This window comes from Mesorhizobium sp. M0815 (assembly GCF_040319995.1).
GTDB lineage: Bacteria > Pseudomonadota > Alphaproteobacteria > Rhizobiales > Rhizobiaceae > Mesorhizobium.
This window is the reverse complement of the sequence record NZ_JAMYOU010000012.1, coordinates 154871-168969: the sequence shown is the minus strand read 5'-3', so window position 1 is coordinate 168969 and position 14099 is coordinate 154871. Positions and strand designations below refer to the sequence as shown.

Below are 14099 nucleotides of genomic sequence, written 5' to 3'. Positions count from 1 at the left end.
GCAGAACCGGCCGCTGGACGCGGTATATCCGCTCGTCTTCTTCGATGCCATACGGGTCAAGATCAGGGACGAGGGCTTCGTCAGGAACAAGGCCGTCTACATCGCGCTCGGCATCCTGCCGGACGGCACGAAGGAGATTCTCGGCATCTGGATCGAGCAGACCGAGGGCGCCAAGTTCTGGCTGCGCGTCATGAACGAGTTGAAGAGCCGTGGCGTCGCCGACGTCCTGATCGCCGTCGTCGACGGCCTCAAGGGCTTCCCCGAGGCGATCAACGCCGTCTTTCCCCAGACTGTCGTCCAGACCTGCATCGTGCACCTGATCCGTCATTCCCTGGAGTTCGTGTCCTGGAAGGACCGCAAGTCCGTCGTGCCGGCGCTGCGCGCGATCTACCGGGCCAAGGACGCCGAAGCCGGCATGAAGGCTCTTGAGGACTTCGAAGCCAGCTACTGGGGGCAGCGGTATCCGGCGATCACCCAAAGCTGGCGGCGCAATTGGCAGCACGTCGTCCCATTCTTTGCCTATCCCGAAAGCGTGCGGCGGATCATCTACACCACGAACGCCATAGAGGCGCTGAACTCCAAGCTGCGCCGCGCCGTCCGCACCCGGGGACACTTCCCCAGTGACGATGCGGCCATGAAGCTGCTATATTTGGTGCTGAACCACGCGGCCGAGGAATGGAAACGACCGCCGCGCGAATGGTTCGAGGCCAAGACCCAGTTCGCCGTCGTCTTCGGCGAAAGGTTCGTCAGCCAATGACGAAACCGGCCTCGCGCACAGAATTCCTGACAGTTCCAGGGCGCTCGAACCTCTGCCTACTCCCCTACTCCCCTACTCCCCTACTCCCCTACTGCCCTACTGCCCTACTCCCCTACTCGCATTTTAGGGGGTTACATCCGGCAAAACTCTTCCCTATAAGGCCCTCCTAGCCTGATACCAGAATCGCGAGCACAACCGGCCGGGTCATCCCGTCCGGCTTTTTGTGCAAGCCGCCCGCCGAACGGACCCTCGACATGCCAAGACGCACCGACATCAAGTCGATCCTGATCATCGGGGCCGGCCCCATCGTCATCGGCCAGGCCTGCGAGTTCGACTATTCCGGCACCCAGGCCTGCAAGGCGCTGAAGGAAGAGGGCTTTCGCGTCATCCTGGTCAATTCCAACCCGGCCACCATCATGACCGACCCGGAACTGGCCGATGCCACCTATATCGAGCCGATCACGCCCGAAGTGGTGGCCAAGATCATCGCCAAGGAGCGGCCCGACGCGCTGCTGCCGACCATGGGCGGCCAGACCGCGCTCAACACCGCTTTGTCGCTGCGCCGCATGGGCGTGCTCGACCGCTATCAGGTCGAGATGATCGGCGCCGACGCCACGGCCATCGACAAGGCCGAGGACCGCGCTTTGTTTCGCGAGGCGATGAACAAGATCGGCCTGGAAACGCCGAAGTCGATGCTGGCCAACGCCACCGACGTCAAGAACGCCGACCGCAAGACGCACGAGGCCGAGCGCGCCGCGCTGAAGGCCGAGAAGCCCGAAAACCTCGACGCCGCGCTCGACGCGCTGGAGACCAGCTGGAACCTCGGCGAAGGCGACCGCAAGCAGCGCTACATCAGCCACGGCATGGCGATTGCAGCACAAGCGCTCGACCATGTCGGCCTGCCCGCCATCATTCGCCCGTCCTTCACCATGGGCGGCACCGGCGGCGGCATCGCCTACAACCGCGCCGAATTCTACGAGATCGTCCAGTCCGGCCTCGACGCCTCGCCGACCACCGAAGTGCTGATCGAGGAGAGCGTGCTCGGCTGGAAGGAGTATGAGATGGAGGTTGTCCGCGACAAGGCCGACAACTGCATCATCATCTGCTCGATCGAGAACATCGACCCGATGGGCGTGCATACGGGAGACTCGATCACCGTCGCCCCGGCGCTGACGCTGACCGATAAGGAATACCAGATGATGCGCAACGCCTCGATCGCGGTGCTGCGCGAGATCGGCGTCGAGACCGGCGGCTCCAACGTCCAGTTCGCCGTCAACCCGGCCGACGGCCGCCTGGTAGTCATCGAGATGAACCCGCGCGTCTCGCGCTCGTCCGCACTTGCCTCCAAGGCGACCGGTTTTCCGATCGCCAAGATCGCCGCCAAGCTCGCCGTCGGCTACACGCTGGATGAGCTCGAGAACGACATCACTGGCGGCGCCACGCCGGCCTCGTTCGAGCCGAGCATCGACTATGTCGTGACCAAGATTCCGCGCTTTGCCTTCGAGAAATTCCCCGGCGCCGAGCCGGTGCTGACCACCTCGATGAAGTCGGTCGGCGAGGTCATGGCCATCGGCCGCACTTTCCAGGAATCGCTGCAAAAGGCTTTGCGCGGGCTGGAAACCGGGCTGACCGGTCTGGACGAGATCGAGATCCCGGGCATCGGCCACGGGAACGCGCCGGCCAGCCATGTCGATGACCGCAACGCTATCCGCGCCGCTCTGGGCACGCCAACGCCCGACCGGCTGCGCATGGTGGCGCAGGCGATCCGCATGGGCACCTCGCTGGAAGACGTGCACGCAATGTGCAAGATCGACCCGTGGTTCCTCGAACAGATCGCCGGCATCCTCGACATGGAAGCTCGCATCCGCGAGCACGGCATCCCGCAGGACGCCGCCAATCTGCGCATGCTGAAGGCGATGGGTTTCTCCGACGCCCGCCTCGCGTCGCTGGTCAGGAAAGACGTCGAAGAAATCCAGAAGATTCGCGACAAGCTCGACGTTCATCCGGTTTACAAGCGCATCGACACTTGCGCCGCCGAGTTCGCCTCGCCCACCGCCTACATGTACTCGACCTACGAAGTGCCCTTTGCCGGCGCGCTCGCCAACGAGGCGCAGGTCTCGTCGCGCAAAAAGGTCGTTATCCTCGGCGGCGGCCCCAACCGTATCGGCCAGGGCATCGAGTTCGACTATTGCTGCTGCCATGCCGCGTTTGCGCTGCGCGATGCCGGCTTCGAGGCGATCATGATCAACTGCAATCCCGAGACCGTCTCGACCGACTACGACACCTCGGACCGGCTCTATTTCGAGCCGCTGACGCCGGAGGACGTGCTGGAGATCCTGCGCGCCGAGCAGGCGTCGGGCGAGCTGGTCGGCGTCATCGTCCAGTTCGGCGGCCAGACGCCGCTGAAGCTGGCGGATGCGCTGGAGAAGGCCGGCATCCCGATCCTCGGCACCTCGCCCGACATGATCGATCTGGCCGAGGACCGCGACCGCTTCCAGAAGCTGTTGCACAAGCTCGGCCTCAGCCAGCCGAAGAATGGCATCGCCTATTCGGTCGAGCAGGCCCGTCTCGTCGCCGGCGAGCTCGGCTTCCCGCTGGTGGTGCGCCCGTCCTATGTGCTGGGTGGCCGCGCCATGCAGATCATCCACGACGAGAGCATGCTGCAATCCTACCTGCTCGACACCGTGCCCGGCCTGGTGCCGGAGGACATCAAGCAGAAATACCCCAACGACAAGACCGGCCAGATCAACACGCTGCTCGGCAAGAACCCGCTTCTGTTCGACACCTATCTCTCAGGCGCCATCGAGGTCGATGTCGATTGCCTCTGCGACGGCAAGGCGACCTATGTCTCCGGCATATTGGAGCACATCGAGGAGGCCGGCATCCATTCCGGCGACAGTGCCTGCTCGCTGCCGGTGCACTCGCTGCCCTCGGAGCTCGTCGACGAACTCGAGCGCCAGACGGCAGCCCTTGCCCGCGCGCTCAATGTCGGCGGGCTGATGAACGTGCAATATGCGATCAAGGACGGCACCGTCTATGTGCTGGAGGTCAACCCGCGGGCGTCGCGCACCGTGCCGTTCGTCGCCAAGACCATCGGGCGGCCGATCGCCAAAATTGCCGCCCGCATTATGGCCGGCGAAAGCCTGGAAGACGCCTTCGCCCATTACGGCGCCATGCCCGACCCACGCAATCCCGGCCACATCGCCGTCAAGGAAGCGGTATTCCCCTTTGCCCGCTTTCCCGGCGTCGACATATTGCTCGGCCCGGAAATGCGCTCGACCGGCGAGGTCATGGGCCTCGACCGCGACTTCGCGCTGGCCTTCGCCAAGAGCCAGCTCGGCGCCGGCGTCGACCTGCCGCGTTCCGGCACGCTGTTCGTCTCGGTGCGCGACGAGGACAAGAAGGGCATATTGCCGGCAGTCAAGCGCCTTGCCGGCCAGGGTTTCAAGGTGCTCGCCACCTCCGGCACCGCCCGCTTCCTCGCCGAGAACGGCGTCGCCGCCGAGAAGATAAACAAGGTGCTGGAAGGCCGCCCGCACATCGAAGACGCCATCCGCAACCGCCAGGTGCAGATCGTGTTCAACACCACGGACGGCCAGAAGGCGGTGTCGGACTCGAAGTCGCTGCGCCGGGCGACGCTGATGCAGAAAGTGCCGTATTACACGACTCTGTCGGGGGCGGCCGCGGTGGCCGAGGCGATCGCGGCACTGAAGGCGGGGAGCCTCGAGGTCAGGCCGCTGCAGGAGTATTTTACCTAGGCGACTAGCCAATCTCCCTCCTTGTGGGGGAGATGGCCGGCAGGCCAGAGGGGGGGTGCTGTCCCGCCGACGCCACACCCTAGATCCGTTCACCGCTTGCGGGTTCATCCTGCCTTTTCTCACCAGGCGGGTTTGAGTGGCGACCTAAGCAAAGGTCTTTTTTCCGCAGTCAACTGGACAATCTCGGTCCAATCGAACAACAGTATGTCCAACTAGGAGTCGTCTCAGAATGAGCCAAACATCTCCGATGTTCGGCGGCCCTGCTAGATTTTTATAGGATTACTCGCAATGCTCGAGTCTATACATTTTGAAAATTTTAAGACGTGGAAAAAGCAGATATAAAATTTGGAAGGATAACTGGCTTATTTGGAACTAATTCATCCGGCAAATCTAGCATACTTCAGTTCTTGTTGCTATTAAAGCAGACAAAAGAAGCAACAGACAGGAACTTATCACTAGAGTTGAACGGGCTCTACACAAATCTTGGTGGATACGGGGACGTAGTTTACAACCACAACGAAGAGCTCGACATAAAATGGAGTCTTTCTTTTTCAACATCTGACCCAATAGCGCTTGTAGATCCATCCGCCAAACGGACCCAAGCTTTTGTTAAGTCAAATGAAATAGAGCTACAGGGTAGCGTTGGACTTAGCGCCTCCGGCATTGTTGGGCGCCGCCTAGCCTATCAAGTAGGAGACAATCAGGCATTCTCGCTTACAGCTAAGCGGTCAGATTCCAACGCGTTCGATCTGAAGGCTACCGGCGGAAGCTTTCGGTTCATCCGCACGCCAGGTAGAGCTTGGCAAATCCCGGGACCGGTCAAGGGATATGCATTTCCCGATCAAGCGCGAACATATTTTCAAAACGCTTCGTTTCTCTCTGACCTGGAATCAATTTACGAAACTCAAATTGACAATATTTATTATCTTGGCCCCCTCCGCGAATATCCGAAGAGGGAATACGTGTGGGCAAGATCGCGGCCGAGAGACGTTGGTACACGCGGAGACAAAACAATAGATGCTATCCTTGCTGCAACCATCAGCAATGAAACAAGGAATTTGAAACCAAAGGCGCGCCTCAAGAGCTTTCAAGAGATGGTGGCTCATTGGCTATCTGAGTTGGGCTTAATAGAAAGTTTTGACGTCATCGAGCTGGCGAAAGGCTCAAATTATTGGCAAGCTCGCGTCGAAGTTAGGAAGGGCGGACCCAGTGTTTTACTGACGGATGTTGGGTTCGGAATTTCTCAGGTTTTGCCGATAATAACACTGCTCTATTTTGTTCCAGAAGGATCAACAGTAATACTTGAGCAGCCGGAAATACACCTTCACCCGATTGCGCAGGCAAATTTAGCTGATTTGATAATCAGCGTTTCGCAAAACAGGCGTATACAGATAATTTTTGAAAGTCATTCCGAGCATCTGCTTCTTAGACTTCAAAGAAGAATGGCTGAAGGGGAATTGAGTAATAACGATATCAGCTTATATTTCTGTGATGTAATTGATGGGAACTCAAGCCTACACCCATTGAAGATCGACTTGTACGGCCAAATTGAAAACTGGCCACAGAATTTTATGGGCGACGCGTTCGGCGAAACGCTGGCGGCCGAAAAGGCCCGGCTAAAGCGAATGCGGGCTGAATCTAAATGAGATATGTGGTGGACACTAATGTTCCCATAGTTGCAAACGGGCGGGATACAAATGCCTCCGCAGAGTGTAGGCTTTTTTCCATAGACTTCTTAGAAAACCTTATGGCAAAAGGTCACCTCATATTGGATGTTGGAGGAGAAGTTGAGCAAGAGTATTCAAGGCATTTAAGCATCGGGCAACCCGGGGTGGGAAATAGATTTATCCAAGCGTTTTTGACAACTGCAGTTAAACGAGTAGAAAGAATAGAAATCACAAAAGCAAAGGACGGTAGCTACGATGACTTTCCTTCATCAAAAGCGTTAAGGACCTTCGATCTAAGTGACAGAAAATTTGCTGCTCTTAGCAAAAAAAGCGGCGCGCCAGTCGCCAACGCGGTGGATTCGGATTGGTTGGAGCACAAGGAAGGTCTTGAGAAGTGTGGCGTAAAAATCCACTTCATCTGCGGGACTGACAAAACTAAATGGACGAAGCCGAAATAGCATAATCCTCATTTTCGTCTATTAACATCGATCTGACCGCCGTCGAGCACGGTAGGCCGAGCGCCCGGACCTGGCCGACATCACCGGCACCTCGATAACTTCTTTCTTCATGGCAAGCTTCCCTGGAATTGCAGGGAGCTTATCTGTCCGCCTTGGCAAATCCAGTGCGCTCAGTCGCCCTAGTCGAGAAACCCAATGAACCGCCCCGCAAACAGCACGGACGTCCACAACACCAGCGAAAGCCCCGCCAGCACGGTCATGGTCCCACCGGCCGGCTCGTCACCGCCTTTTGCGCGGCGCATGAAGACGAGGAAGTTGGCGCCGGCGAGAAGGATCAGGGTCATCTTGGCGAGAAAAATCGGCATCGCCGCATATTCGCTCGCCCTGACCGAAAACAGCAGCGAGCCCGTGACAAGCGCGCCGCCGAAGGCGGCCAATGCGGTGCGGCGCAGCAGCGCCACGAACGCCGCCTGCGGCAGCGAGCGGAAGGCGCCCAGGATCCTGAGGTCCATGAGCCAGACGCTGGTCAGCAACGCGCCGATCGACATGATGTGCAGCGCATTGACGATGGGGTAGGCGACGAAGGAGGACTTCAGTCCCCGCACCAAAGCGAGTTGCTCGATGCCGGCGAGGAGCCCGTCCATTCAGGCCGGCGGCACGCGGTCGGGATAGACGTCGTAAGTCTTGCCGCCGACGATGATGCGGACTGCTTTCATGCGCTTTTCGCTCTCGTCGCGCGAGCGGTGGCCGATCGCGGTCACCTCGTCGCCGACCTTGGCGACCTCCTCCGTGAAACCGGCGGCGATCGTGCGGGACGGCGGCGCCATCTCCACCCGCCAGGCCTCTCCCTTCGCGTCGACGTCCAGCGTGGCGTGCGGGTTGCCGATATAGATGGCCGTGATCGTGCCTTTGAGTTCGAAAAACCCCTCCTGGGTCCACGACCAGCCGTGATGGGCATAGGCTGCGGTTTTGGCGGCAAGGATCACCGCCGCGGCCAGCGCGACGCTCCGGTTGAAAGGTGACTGCATCGCTCGTCTCCTCGGTTCCGGCATTAGAGGGTAGGTCAGCGCGCGGCAGCGTCAAATCACATGAGGGCCTTTTGGGTCGCTGCGCTCTACGGCCATAGCAACGGCATGTATCCTAGGGTCTGCGCTCCGCTTCGCGTTCGCTCCGCCCTAGGATGACGAAGCGAGGGGAGGTTTCCAGCCAATCTCCAACGTCCGCGATTGGCCTTATGCACTGTACCTTCGTCATCCTAGGGCGGAGCAGGAGCGAAGCGACGTCGCGGAGACCCTAGGATCCATGCCGTTACCTTCGAGTGTCGCAGCCTCTGCTGAGCATCGCCGCACTTACCGAGGCGCTTGCCCCGACCTCTCACCCCGCCCAATCCACCTCGACCATCCCCAGCCGCTGATAGAGCCTGACGGCGGCGGCGTTCTCGACCGTGTTGGTCTTGAGATCGACATGTTCGGCGCCCCGCGCGCGAAACTCGGCGAAGGCGTGCCACATCAGCGCCTCGGCGACGCCCTTGCCGCGTGCCTCGGGGTGGACGGCAAGGTCCTTGACGAAAGCCCGCGTCCAGCAGAGCGCGGCGCCGGCCAGCCGGCCCTTGCCGTCGATGACCAGGAAACACAAAGCTGGGTCGAATTCCGCGTCGGCCGAAATGCGCGGCCACCATTCGTCGAACGGCCCGTCGGCGCCGTCGTCAAACACCGCGGTCAAAAGCGCATGAAGAGCAAGCGCATCGGCGGCTTCGAAGCCGCGCATGAAAAAACCTTCCGGCCAGCGCGCAGCGAGAAGCGTGTCGTCCAAAATCTTGCGCAGGCGGATGTCGTTTGGCGCCGGCGGGCGCGGCTCAGGCATCGGGCTGCATGCGGCGGCGCAGGCTATCGCTGCCGAGGCCGGTTTCGCCCAGCATCCCCTTGCGCTTGGCGTCGTAATAATAGCCGCTCTGGTAGAGCCGGTCGGCGCGCTTGGGGTTGCCGCCTGAGACCAGCCAGGCGCCGCGCAGATATTTCACCGCATATTTCAAATTGGTCTCGGCATCGAACAGGCCGCTTGCCGGCCCGTCATAGCCCATGCCGCGCGCCGTCGCGTGCTTGATCTGCATCAACCCCCAATGGCCGTGATTGTAGGCTTTCGGGTTGAAGGTGCTCTCGCGGTTGACGACACTGCGCACCAGATCGACCGGCACCTGGTAGAGCGCGGAATATTTCTCGATCAGCCGCTCGATCTCGCTGCGGCCGCGGGCGTTCGACTGGCCTTCAGTGGGATCGATCGCGGCCAGAGCGGCCGGGTTCTGCGGCACCGTGTAGGAAACCGGCTGAAGGCCGGGCATGGCGGCGGTCTGTTCGGTGACCGGCATGGCGACGGCGGCCGTCGCGGTAACAGGCTGGGCATTGGCGGTCATGACGGCGGGGGTAGTTGCCGCCAGCGGCGTCGGCCCGGCAAAGGCGGCGGCCGGCTCGATCGGCAGCGCCGCTGTCTGGGCGATGCCGGACGGCTCCGGCAGCACCGAAACTGTATCGGGCAGCGCCAACGTAAAGCCGGCATCGGTATTGGCCGTATTTTCGGTGAAGGCTGGCGCCGGGGTCGCCGGCGAAGTCGAGGTGCAACCGCTGAGAGCGGCCACGGCCAACACCGCCGCAAGGACGGGAAAGAGGAATTTTGCTGGCAAGCGGCGCTCGGGTCCGGTTCGTCGGGTGTTAAGAAGTCCTTACACCAGCATCTTTCCTCGGGCAATCCGCGGTAGCCGGTGGTTTTCGGGTGGCGAGCCGGGTCGCGAAATGCGATATTGTTCTGGATTTGTACTTCGAAGGATTCCGGAAAGGAGCACGCCATGGACGCCTCTCATGCCACCGCCGGCCACGCGGTCTTCGAAACCGTGCTCGGCTTCATGGGCATCGCCTGGAGCGATACCGGACTGACCCGGCTCTGCCTGCCGCAGCGCAACCGCGACGCGGTAGAGCGCCGGCTGCTGCGCCATGCCGCCGCCGAGCAGCCTGCGAAGCCCGAACCGCAATGGGTTGCCGAGCTGATCGCGTCGATCAAGGCCTACGCCGCCGGCAAGGACGTCGATTTCTCCGGCGTGCCGGTCGATCTCAGCGGCGTCGACGAGTTCCGCCTGGCGATCTATGACGCGGCGCGAAAGCTCGCCTTCGGCGAAACCACCACCTATGGCGAACTGGCCAAACGGGCCGGCCATGCCGGGCTGGCGCGCGAAACCGGCGCCGCACTCGGCGCCAACCCGGTGCCGCTGGTCATCCCCTGTCACCGCATCCTTGCCGCCGGCGGCAAGATCGGCGGCTTTTCCGCCCCCGGCGGCTCGGCCACCAAGGAAAAGATGCTGGCAATGGAAGGCGTACGCGTCGGTCCGCCGCCGCCGGCGCAGGTGTCGTTCGGGTTTTAGGTGTGCTGATATTCAGGCGAGGCCGGCACCCGGCGCACCCATCTCGACCAGCCTAATCCGGAAGCAGCCGCCGGCGGAAGCGCCGATCGAATTCCACCCGCTTGCATGTATAGACGGTGCACGAATTCGTATCGGCACTCGGCACGGAGGCCCGCGCCCTGACCTCGCCGATGTCGCAGAATTGCTGGCTGCGCACGTAGCGGTCGTAGAGCGCCAGCCCCGGCACGCGCGCCGATCTGTAACGCAGGATGACCGCGCCCTCGCGCGCGATCGTCGCCTGCACCTTGCCGCAGCTCATGCGGGTCGGGTCGTAGCGCGAGCCCGCCTGCGCCTCGGCGGCCACCAGCGTCAGGCAAGCGGCAAGCAGAACGATTTTCATGGCCCCTCTCCCCAAAACCCGGTCGCGCCCGAAGCCGACGCGATCCTCCCGGGTCAGGCGCGCAACAACGACGCTCTCACGCGATTGGGGCGGCCGTTGGGCAGCGTTGCCGCCGCGCCATTTTCCGCCCCGTCTTGTTTTTTGCGCGAAAGCATATTATATGCGGTCCATTGATATTTCGGCCGATCGATCCGGGCCTCGCGATCTTCGCGTTTGCTGACGTTCTATCTCCAAAATCTCGATACAAACCGGCTGGGTTTCGGTCCAGTCAAACTAAAGCAAACGTAAAGGACTATCGAAATGGCAACAGGTACGGTCAAGTGGTTTAATTCCACCAAGGGTTTCGGCTTCATTCAGCCTGACAGCGGCGGCGCGGACGTTTTCGTTCACATCTCCGCAGTCGAGCGTGCTGGACTGTCGACCCTGGTTGAAGGCCAGAAGATCAACTTCGAGATCGAGCAGGACCGCCGCACTGGCAAGTCGTCCGCTGGCTCTCTGAGCAAGGCAGCCTGATTTTGCGAATGGCGCGCCCCCGGGGATAGCCCCGGGCCCGCGGCAAGTCACGGATGTACTGGCGGTCGCGCGAGAAGCGCGCCGGAGCGGAAGACCCCGACAAGCCGAAGCAGCAGATTGCTGCCGGCCCGGCCAAAACGCTCCCGATCAGGCTACCAAGCATGGGAAGGCGGGATTTTGTCCCGCCTTTTTGCTGTCTAGATTTTAAACGCCGACAATTGGCGAAACCGGCGATACAGCTCCTTCTCCCCGTCTCTATACGGGGAGAAGTGCCCGGCAGGGCGATGAGGGGCAGCGCGACGCATCAGAACTACTAATCGCAGAGCCAAGCACGACATTATCACGACAAAGGCTGGCGCCGCCCCTCATCTGGCTGCCGCCATCTTCTCCCCGTATAGTGACGGGGAGAAGGACGCTTTCGCCGAAGCTTTCGCCAATTGTCAACGTTGCTCAGCAAAGTCGGCGAGTTGCACTCAACCCACCCACTCCAGCGGCACGTGCCCCGGATCGGCCTCGACCCTTTTCAGCCAGGCGGCCACCGCCGGATAGGCGTCGAGCTGGAAGCCACCCGTCTCGGCGGTATGCGTATAGGCATAGAGCGCGATGTCGGCGACGCTGAGCGCATTGCCAGCGAAGAAGCTGCTCCCGGCTAGGTGCTTGTCCATGACGCCGAGCGCCTTGTTGCCGCGCTCCAGCGTCAGCGCCAGCCGCTCGGGCGTTGCGTCCTTGGCTCTTTCAGGGAAGGTCAGCAGCGCCCTGCGCACGGCGATATAAGGCTCGTGGCTGTATTGCTCGAAGAACAGCCACTGGTAGGCCAGCGCGCGTTCGTATCTGTCCGCCGGCAGAAATCGCGTGCCTTCGGCGAGATAGAGCAGGATGGCATTGGATTCGGCCAGCCACCGGCCGTCGTCGAGTTCGAGCAGCGGCACCATGGCGTTCGGGTTTTTCGCGACATAGTCGGGCTTGCGCGTGTCGCCGGTATGCGAGCTGACCTCGACATTGGTGAAAGCGATGCCGAGCTTGGCCATCAACAGGCGCGGCTTGTAGCAATTGCCGCTGTCGATCATTCCATAGAGTATCATCGGTGCTCCCCGTTGCTCGCAACCACCCGTCTCAGGGCTTGATCCAGCCTCTATCGCGGCAGCGGCGGCTTCATCCAGTGATTTGTTTTGGCGTAACCATCAGCGCCGCTGATGCATTTCAGGATATATCGAGATTCAAGTCAGGCCGAGCCGAGAAGGGTGGGTTCCGAGAACCGGAGGGGAGCGTACTTTGGGTACGTGAGCACCGGAAGCGCAGGAAACCGCCGTTCGCAGGCCGGCATCACTTGAATCTCGACATATCCTAGCCGAACAAGGGGATGACGTTGTTATCCCTGCCAAGCAGCCTGTCGATCGACAGAGGCTCCTCGTCGAACAGCGTACCGGCCAGCGCCGGCCGGGCAAGGTAAAAGCCCTGCAGCAGGTCGACGCCGCCATCCAGCGCGACGCGCAGATGCGTGGCGTTCTCGACGCCTTCGACCAGCACCTTGGCGCCACGGTCGTGCAGCGTCGAAACCAGCGGCCGGAAAAACCGCTCGGCGGCGGCATGGCGGCAGAATTCTGCGAACCAGGTGCCGTCGATCTTGACGATGTCGGGCTGCACCAGCGCTACCCTTTCTTCGGTCGAATGCCCGGTGCCGAAATCGTCGATGGCGATGCGGACGCCGTCGCGCCGCATCTCGCGCGCCAGGCTGACAAGCACCTTGTCGCCGGCCGCCTGCTCGGTAATCTCGCAGACCAGCATGCCGGGATGCAGGCCGAAATCCGTCAGATGCCTGGTCATCAGCCTGATTTCGGCCAGCGCCCGTGCGGGGTCATCGTTGATCAGCGGATTGTAGTTGAAGAAGAGGTCGAGCCCGTCGACGCCGATGTTGCGGAAGTTGCGCAAATGCAGCACCCGACATATGGTTTCGACAAATAGCCGATCCGCTGCCGGCACGCCTTCGAAGAACATTTGCGGCGCCACCGGCCTGCCGGCACGATGCGGCTCGATCAGTCCCTCGACCGCGACGGCGGCGAGAAATCTGCCGCGCGACGCGAAGACCGGCTGGTAGGCGCTCCTCAGCCGGAATGCGCCGTAGACGCCATATTCGATGCCGACCTCGTCGGCAAAGATCGCCTCTCCGACCTTGCGCCGCATGTCGGCTTGCCCGGTCACGATGCCACCCTGCGGCCAAAGGGCCGCATCGGCCGTCGCGATGGCGGAACCGCCGCAGGCACCTTCTCCGCATCGGCCGACACCGCGGCCGCCTGCCCGCTCGTGTCGAAGACGCGGAAGCTGGTCGGCGCGAGCTCAGGGCGCGCCAGCACGTAGCCCTGCACCATCGAGGCGCCCGACTTTTCGGCAAGCTCGAGCTGCCAGCCCGTCTCGATGCCCTCGAATACCGTACGGATGCCTTGCTCTTCGAAGCTGGTCACCATGGCGGTCAGCAAGGCGAAGCCGGCACCGGATTCCATCAGCGTCATGATCCAGTCGGCATCGAACTTGACGATGTCGGGTCTGAGTTCCTTCATACGATTGATGTCGGATTCGTCGGCGCCGTAATCGTCGACGGCAATGCGCAAACCGTTGCCCCTGAGCGCCTCGACGAAATTGTAGAGCGTTTCCTGCGACGCCGATTTCTGCTCGGTGACCTCGCAGACGACGCGGCGCGGATCGATGTCGGCCTCGTGCAGCACCAGCCGCATGTCGCGCAGCGCCTTGTCGGCGATGCCGCGGTCGGTGAACACCGACGGATCGAAATTGATGAAGATGGAGGCGTCTCGCGGCAGGCAGGCGCCGGCGTTCAGAAGGTGCAGCGTCCGTGTCAGCGCCTCGATATGCAGGCGGTCGACCGCCGGACAGCTGTTGAAGAAACTCATCGGCTGCTGCGGCTCGCCGTCGCGGAACGGCCGGATCAGCCCTTCGAAGGCGACGACGGAAAGCTTGCCCTTGTTGAAGGCGAAGATCGGCTGGAAAGCGCTTTGCAGCGTATAGAGCCCCCAGACACCGCTGGCGGTGCCGTCATCATGGCGGATGATATGGGCAAGCTCGATGCTGCGCGTCACGGTTCCTCGCTGTACGAGACTGGCAGACCGGCCACGGTCCTGCCGTTCAAGCTTTTACCGATCGTTGAT

The 14099-nt window shown here is 61.5% G+C and carries 14 protein-coding genes; 6 read left to right on the top strand and 8 right to left on the bottom strand.

Going from position 1 to position 14099, the window contains the following annotated elements; translation table 11 throughout:
- The 4 genes from NKI01_RS15970 to NKI01_RS15955 all read left to right on the top strand — a co-directional run.
- On the top strand, positions 1-757 hold a 757-nt coding region (locus NKI01_RS15970), incomplete at its 5' end, for an IS256 family transposase (protein WP_352963863.1).
- Between the two features lie 254 nt (positions 758-1011).
- The gene (carB, locus tag NKI01_RS15965; protein WP_352963862.1) at positions 1012-4515 is read left to right on the top strand and encodes a carbamoyl-phosphate synthase large subunit; all 3504 of its coding nucleotides are present in this window, start codon (positions 1012-1014) and stop codon (positions 4513-4515) included.
- A 323-nt stretch (positions 4516-4838) separates the two neighbouring features.
- Entirely contained in the window at positions 4839-6161 is a 1323-nt protein-coding gene (locus NKI01_RS15960) for a DUF3696 domain-containing protein (RefSeq protein ID WP_352963860.1), read from the top strand.
- Positions 6158-6640 (top strand): hypothetical protein, encoded by a 483-nt coding sequence (locus NKI01_RS15955; RefSeq protein ID WP_352963859.1) that lies wholly within the window; start codon positions 6158-6160, stop codon positions 6638-6640. Before NKI01_RS15960 ends, NKI01_RS15955 begins: the two co-directional genes overlap by 4 nt.
- Before the next feature lie 179 nt (positions 6641-6819).
- On the opposite strand, the gene NKI01_RS15950 is transcribed toward NKI01_RS15955, so the two are convergent.
- The 4 genes from NKI01_RS15950 to NKI01_RS15935 form a co-directional block, all read right to left on the bottom strand.
- Positions 6820-7284: a DUF6644 family protein gene (locus NKI01_RS15950; RefSeq protein ID WP_352963858.1), complete on the bottom strand. Its 465-nt coding sequence runs from the start codon at positions 7282-7284 to the stop codon at positions 6820-6822.
- The gene (locus NKI01_RS15945; RefSeq protein ID WP_352963857.1) at positions 7285-7668 is read right to left on the bottom strand and encodes a DUF6152 family protein; all 384 of its coding nucleotides are present in this window, start codon (positions 7666-7668) and stop codon (positions 7285-7287) included. It lies immediately after the preceding gene.
- Between the two features lie 346 nt (positions 7669-8014).
- On the bottom strand, positions 8015-8503 hold the full coding sequence (locus NKI01_RS15940) for a GNAT family N-acetyltransferase (protein ID WP_352963855.1): 489 nt from the start codon (positions 8501-8503) through the stop codon (positions 8015-8017).
- Positions 8496-9317 (bottom strand): transglycosylase SLT domain-containing protein, encoded by an 822-nt coding sequence (locus NKI01_RS15935; protein ID WP_352963854.1) that lies wholly within the window; start codon positions 9315-9317, stop codon positions 8496-8498. Before NKI01_RS15935 ends, NKI01_RS15940 begins: the two co-directional genes overlap by 8 nt.
- A 162-nt stretch (positions 9318-9479) precedes the next feature.
- Between NKI01_RS15935 and NKI01_RS15930 the strand changes: the two genes are divergently transcribed.
- Complete coding sequence (locus NKI01_RS15930; protein ID WP_352963852.1) at positions 9480-10049, top strand: methylated-DNA--[protein]-cysteine S-methyltransferase; 570 nt, start codon at positions 9480-9482, stop codon at positions 10047-10049.
- Between the two features lie 52 nt (positions 10050-10101).
- Here NKI01_RS15930 and NKI01_RS15925 read toward each other — a convergent pair whose 3' ends face one another.
- Positions 10102-10428, bottom strand: a complete 327-nt coding sequence (locus NKI01_RS15925; protein WP_352963851.1) for a hypothetical protein — start codon at positions 10426-10428, stop codon at positions 10102-10104.
- A 300-nt stretch (positions 10429-10728) separates the two neighbouring features.
- Here NKI01_RS15925 and NKI01_RS15920 point away from each other — a divergent pair, with 300 nt between their 5' ends.
- The gene (locus NKI01_RS15920; protein ID WP_023678332.1) at positions 10729-10941 is read left to right on the top strand and encodes a cold-shock protein; all 213 of its coding nucleotides are present in this window, start codon (positions 10729-10731) and stop codon (positions 10939-10941) included.
- A 473-nt stretch (positions 10942-11414) separates the two neighbouring features.
- Here NKI01_RS15920 and NKI01_RS15915 read toward each other — a convergent pair whose 3' ends face one another.
- The 3 genes from NKI01_RS15915 to NKI01_RS15905 all read right to left on the bottom strand — a co-directional run bounded on the left by NKI01_RS15915 (position 11415) and on the right by NKI01_RS15905 (position 14030).
- On the bottom strand, positions 11415-12023 hold the full coding sequence (locus tag NKI01_RS15915; RefSeq protein WP_352963849.1) for a glutathione S-transferase family protein: 609 nt from the start codon (positions 12021-12023) through the stop codon (positions 11415-11417).
- Between the two features lie 262 nt (positions 12024-12285).
- Positions 12286-13140 carry an EAL domain-containing protein gene (locus NKI01_RS15910; protein ID WP_352963847.1) on the bottom strand — a complete coding sequence of 285 codons (855 nt, stop codon included), beginning with the start codon at positions 13138-13140 and terminating at the stop codon, positions 12286-12288.
- Complete coding sequence (locus NKI01_RS15905; RefSeq protein ID WP_352963845.1) at positions 13137-14030, bottom strand: EAL domain-containing protein; 894 nt, start codon at positions 14028-14030, stop codon at positions 13137-13139. The genes NKI01_RS15910 and NKI01_RS15905 overlap by 4 nt, the downstream gene beginning before the upstream one ends.
- Between the last annotated feature and the right edge of the window lie 69 nt (positions 14031-14099).

Excerpts from the sequence above, each read along its gene's own strand:
- NKI01_RS15955 (WP_352963859.1), top strand. The coding sequence starts at position 6,158 with ATGAGATATGTGGTGGACACTAATGTTCCCATAGTTGCAAACGGGCGG.
- NKI01_RS15920 (WP_023678332.1), top strand. The coding sequence starts at position 10,729 with ATGGCAACAGGTACGGTCAAGTGGTTTAATTCCACCAAGGGTTTCGGC.
- NKI01_RS15930 (WP_352963852.1), top strand. The coding sequence starts at position 9,480 with ATGGACGCCTCTCATGCCACCGCCGGCCACGCGGTCTTCGAAACCGTG.
- NKI01_RS15940 (WP_352963855.1), bottom strand. The coding sequence starts at position 8,503 with ATGCCTGAGCCGCGCCCGCCGGCGCCAAACGACATCCGCCTGCGCAAG.
- NKI01_RS15915 (WP_352963849.1), bottom strand. The coding sequence starts at position 12,023 with ATGATACTCTATGGAATGATCGACAGCGGCAATTGCTACAAGCCGCGC.
- NKI01_RS15945 (WP_352963857.1), bottom strand. The coding sequence starts at position 7,668 with ATGCAGTCACCTTTCAACCGGAGCGTCGCGCTGGCCGCGGCGGTGATC.
- NKI01_RS15950 (WP_352963858.1), bottom strand. The coding sequence starts at position 7,284 with ATGGACGGGCTCCTCGCCGGCATCGAGCAACTCGCTTTGGTGCGGGGA.
- carB (WP_352963862.1), top strand. The coding sequence starts at position 1,012 with ATGCCAAGACGCACCGACATCAAGTCGATCCTGATCATCGGGGCCGGC.
- NKI01_RS15925 (WP_352963851.1), bottom strand. The coding sequence starts at position 10,428 with ATGAAAATCGTTCTGCTTGCCGCTTGCCTGACGCTGGTGGCCGCCGAG.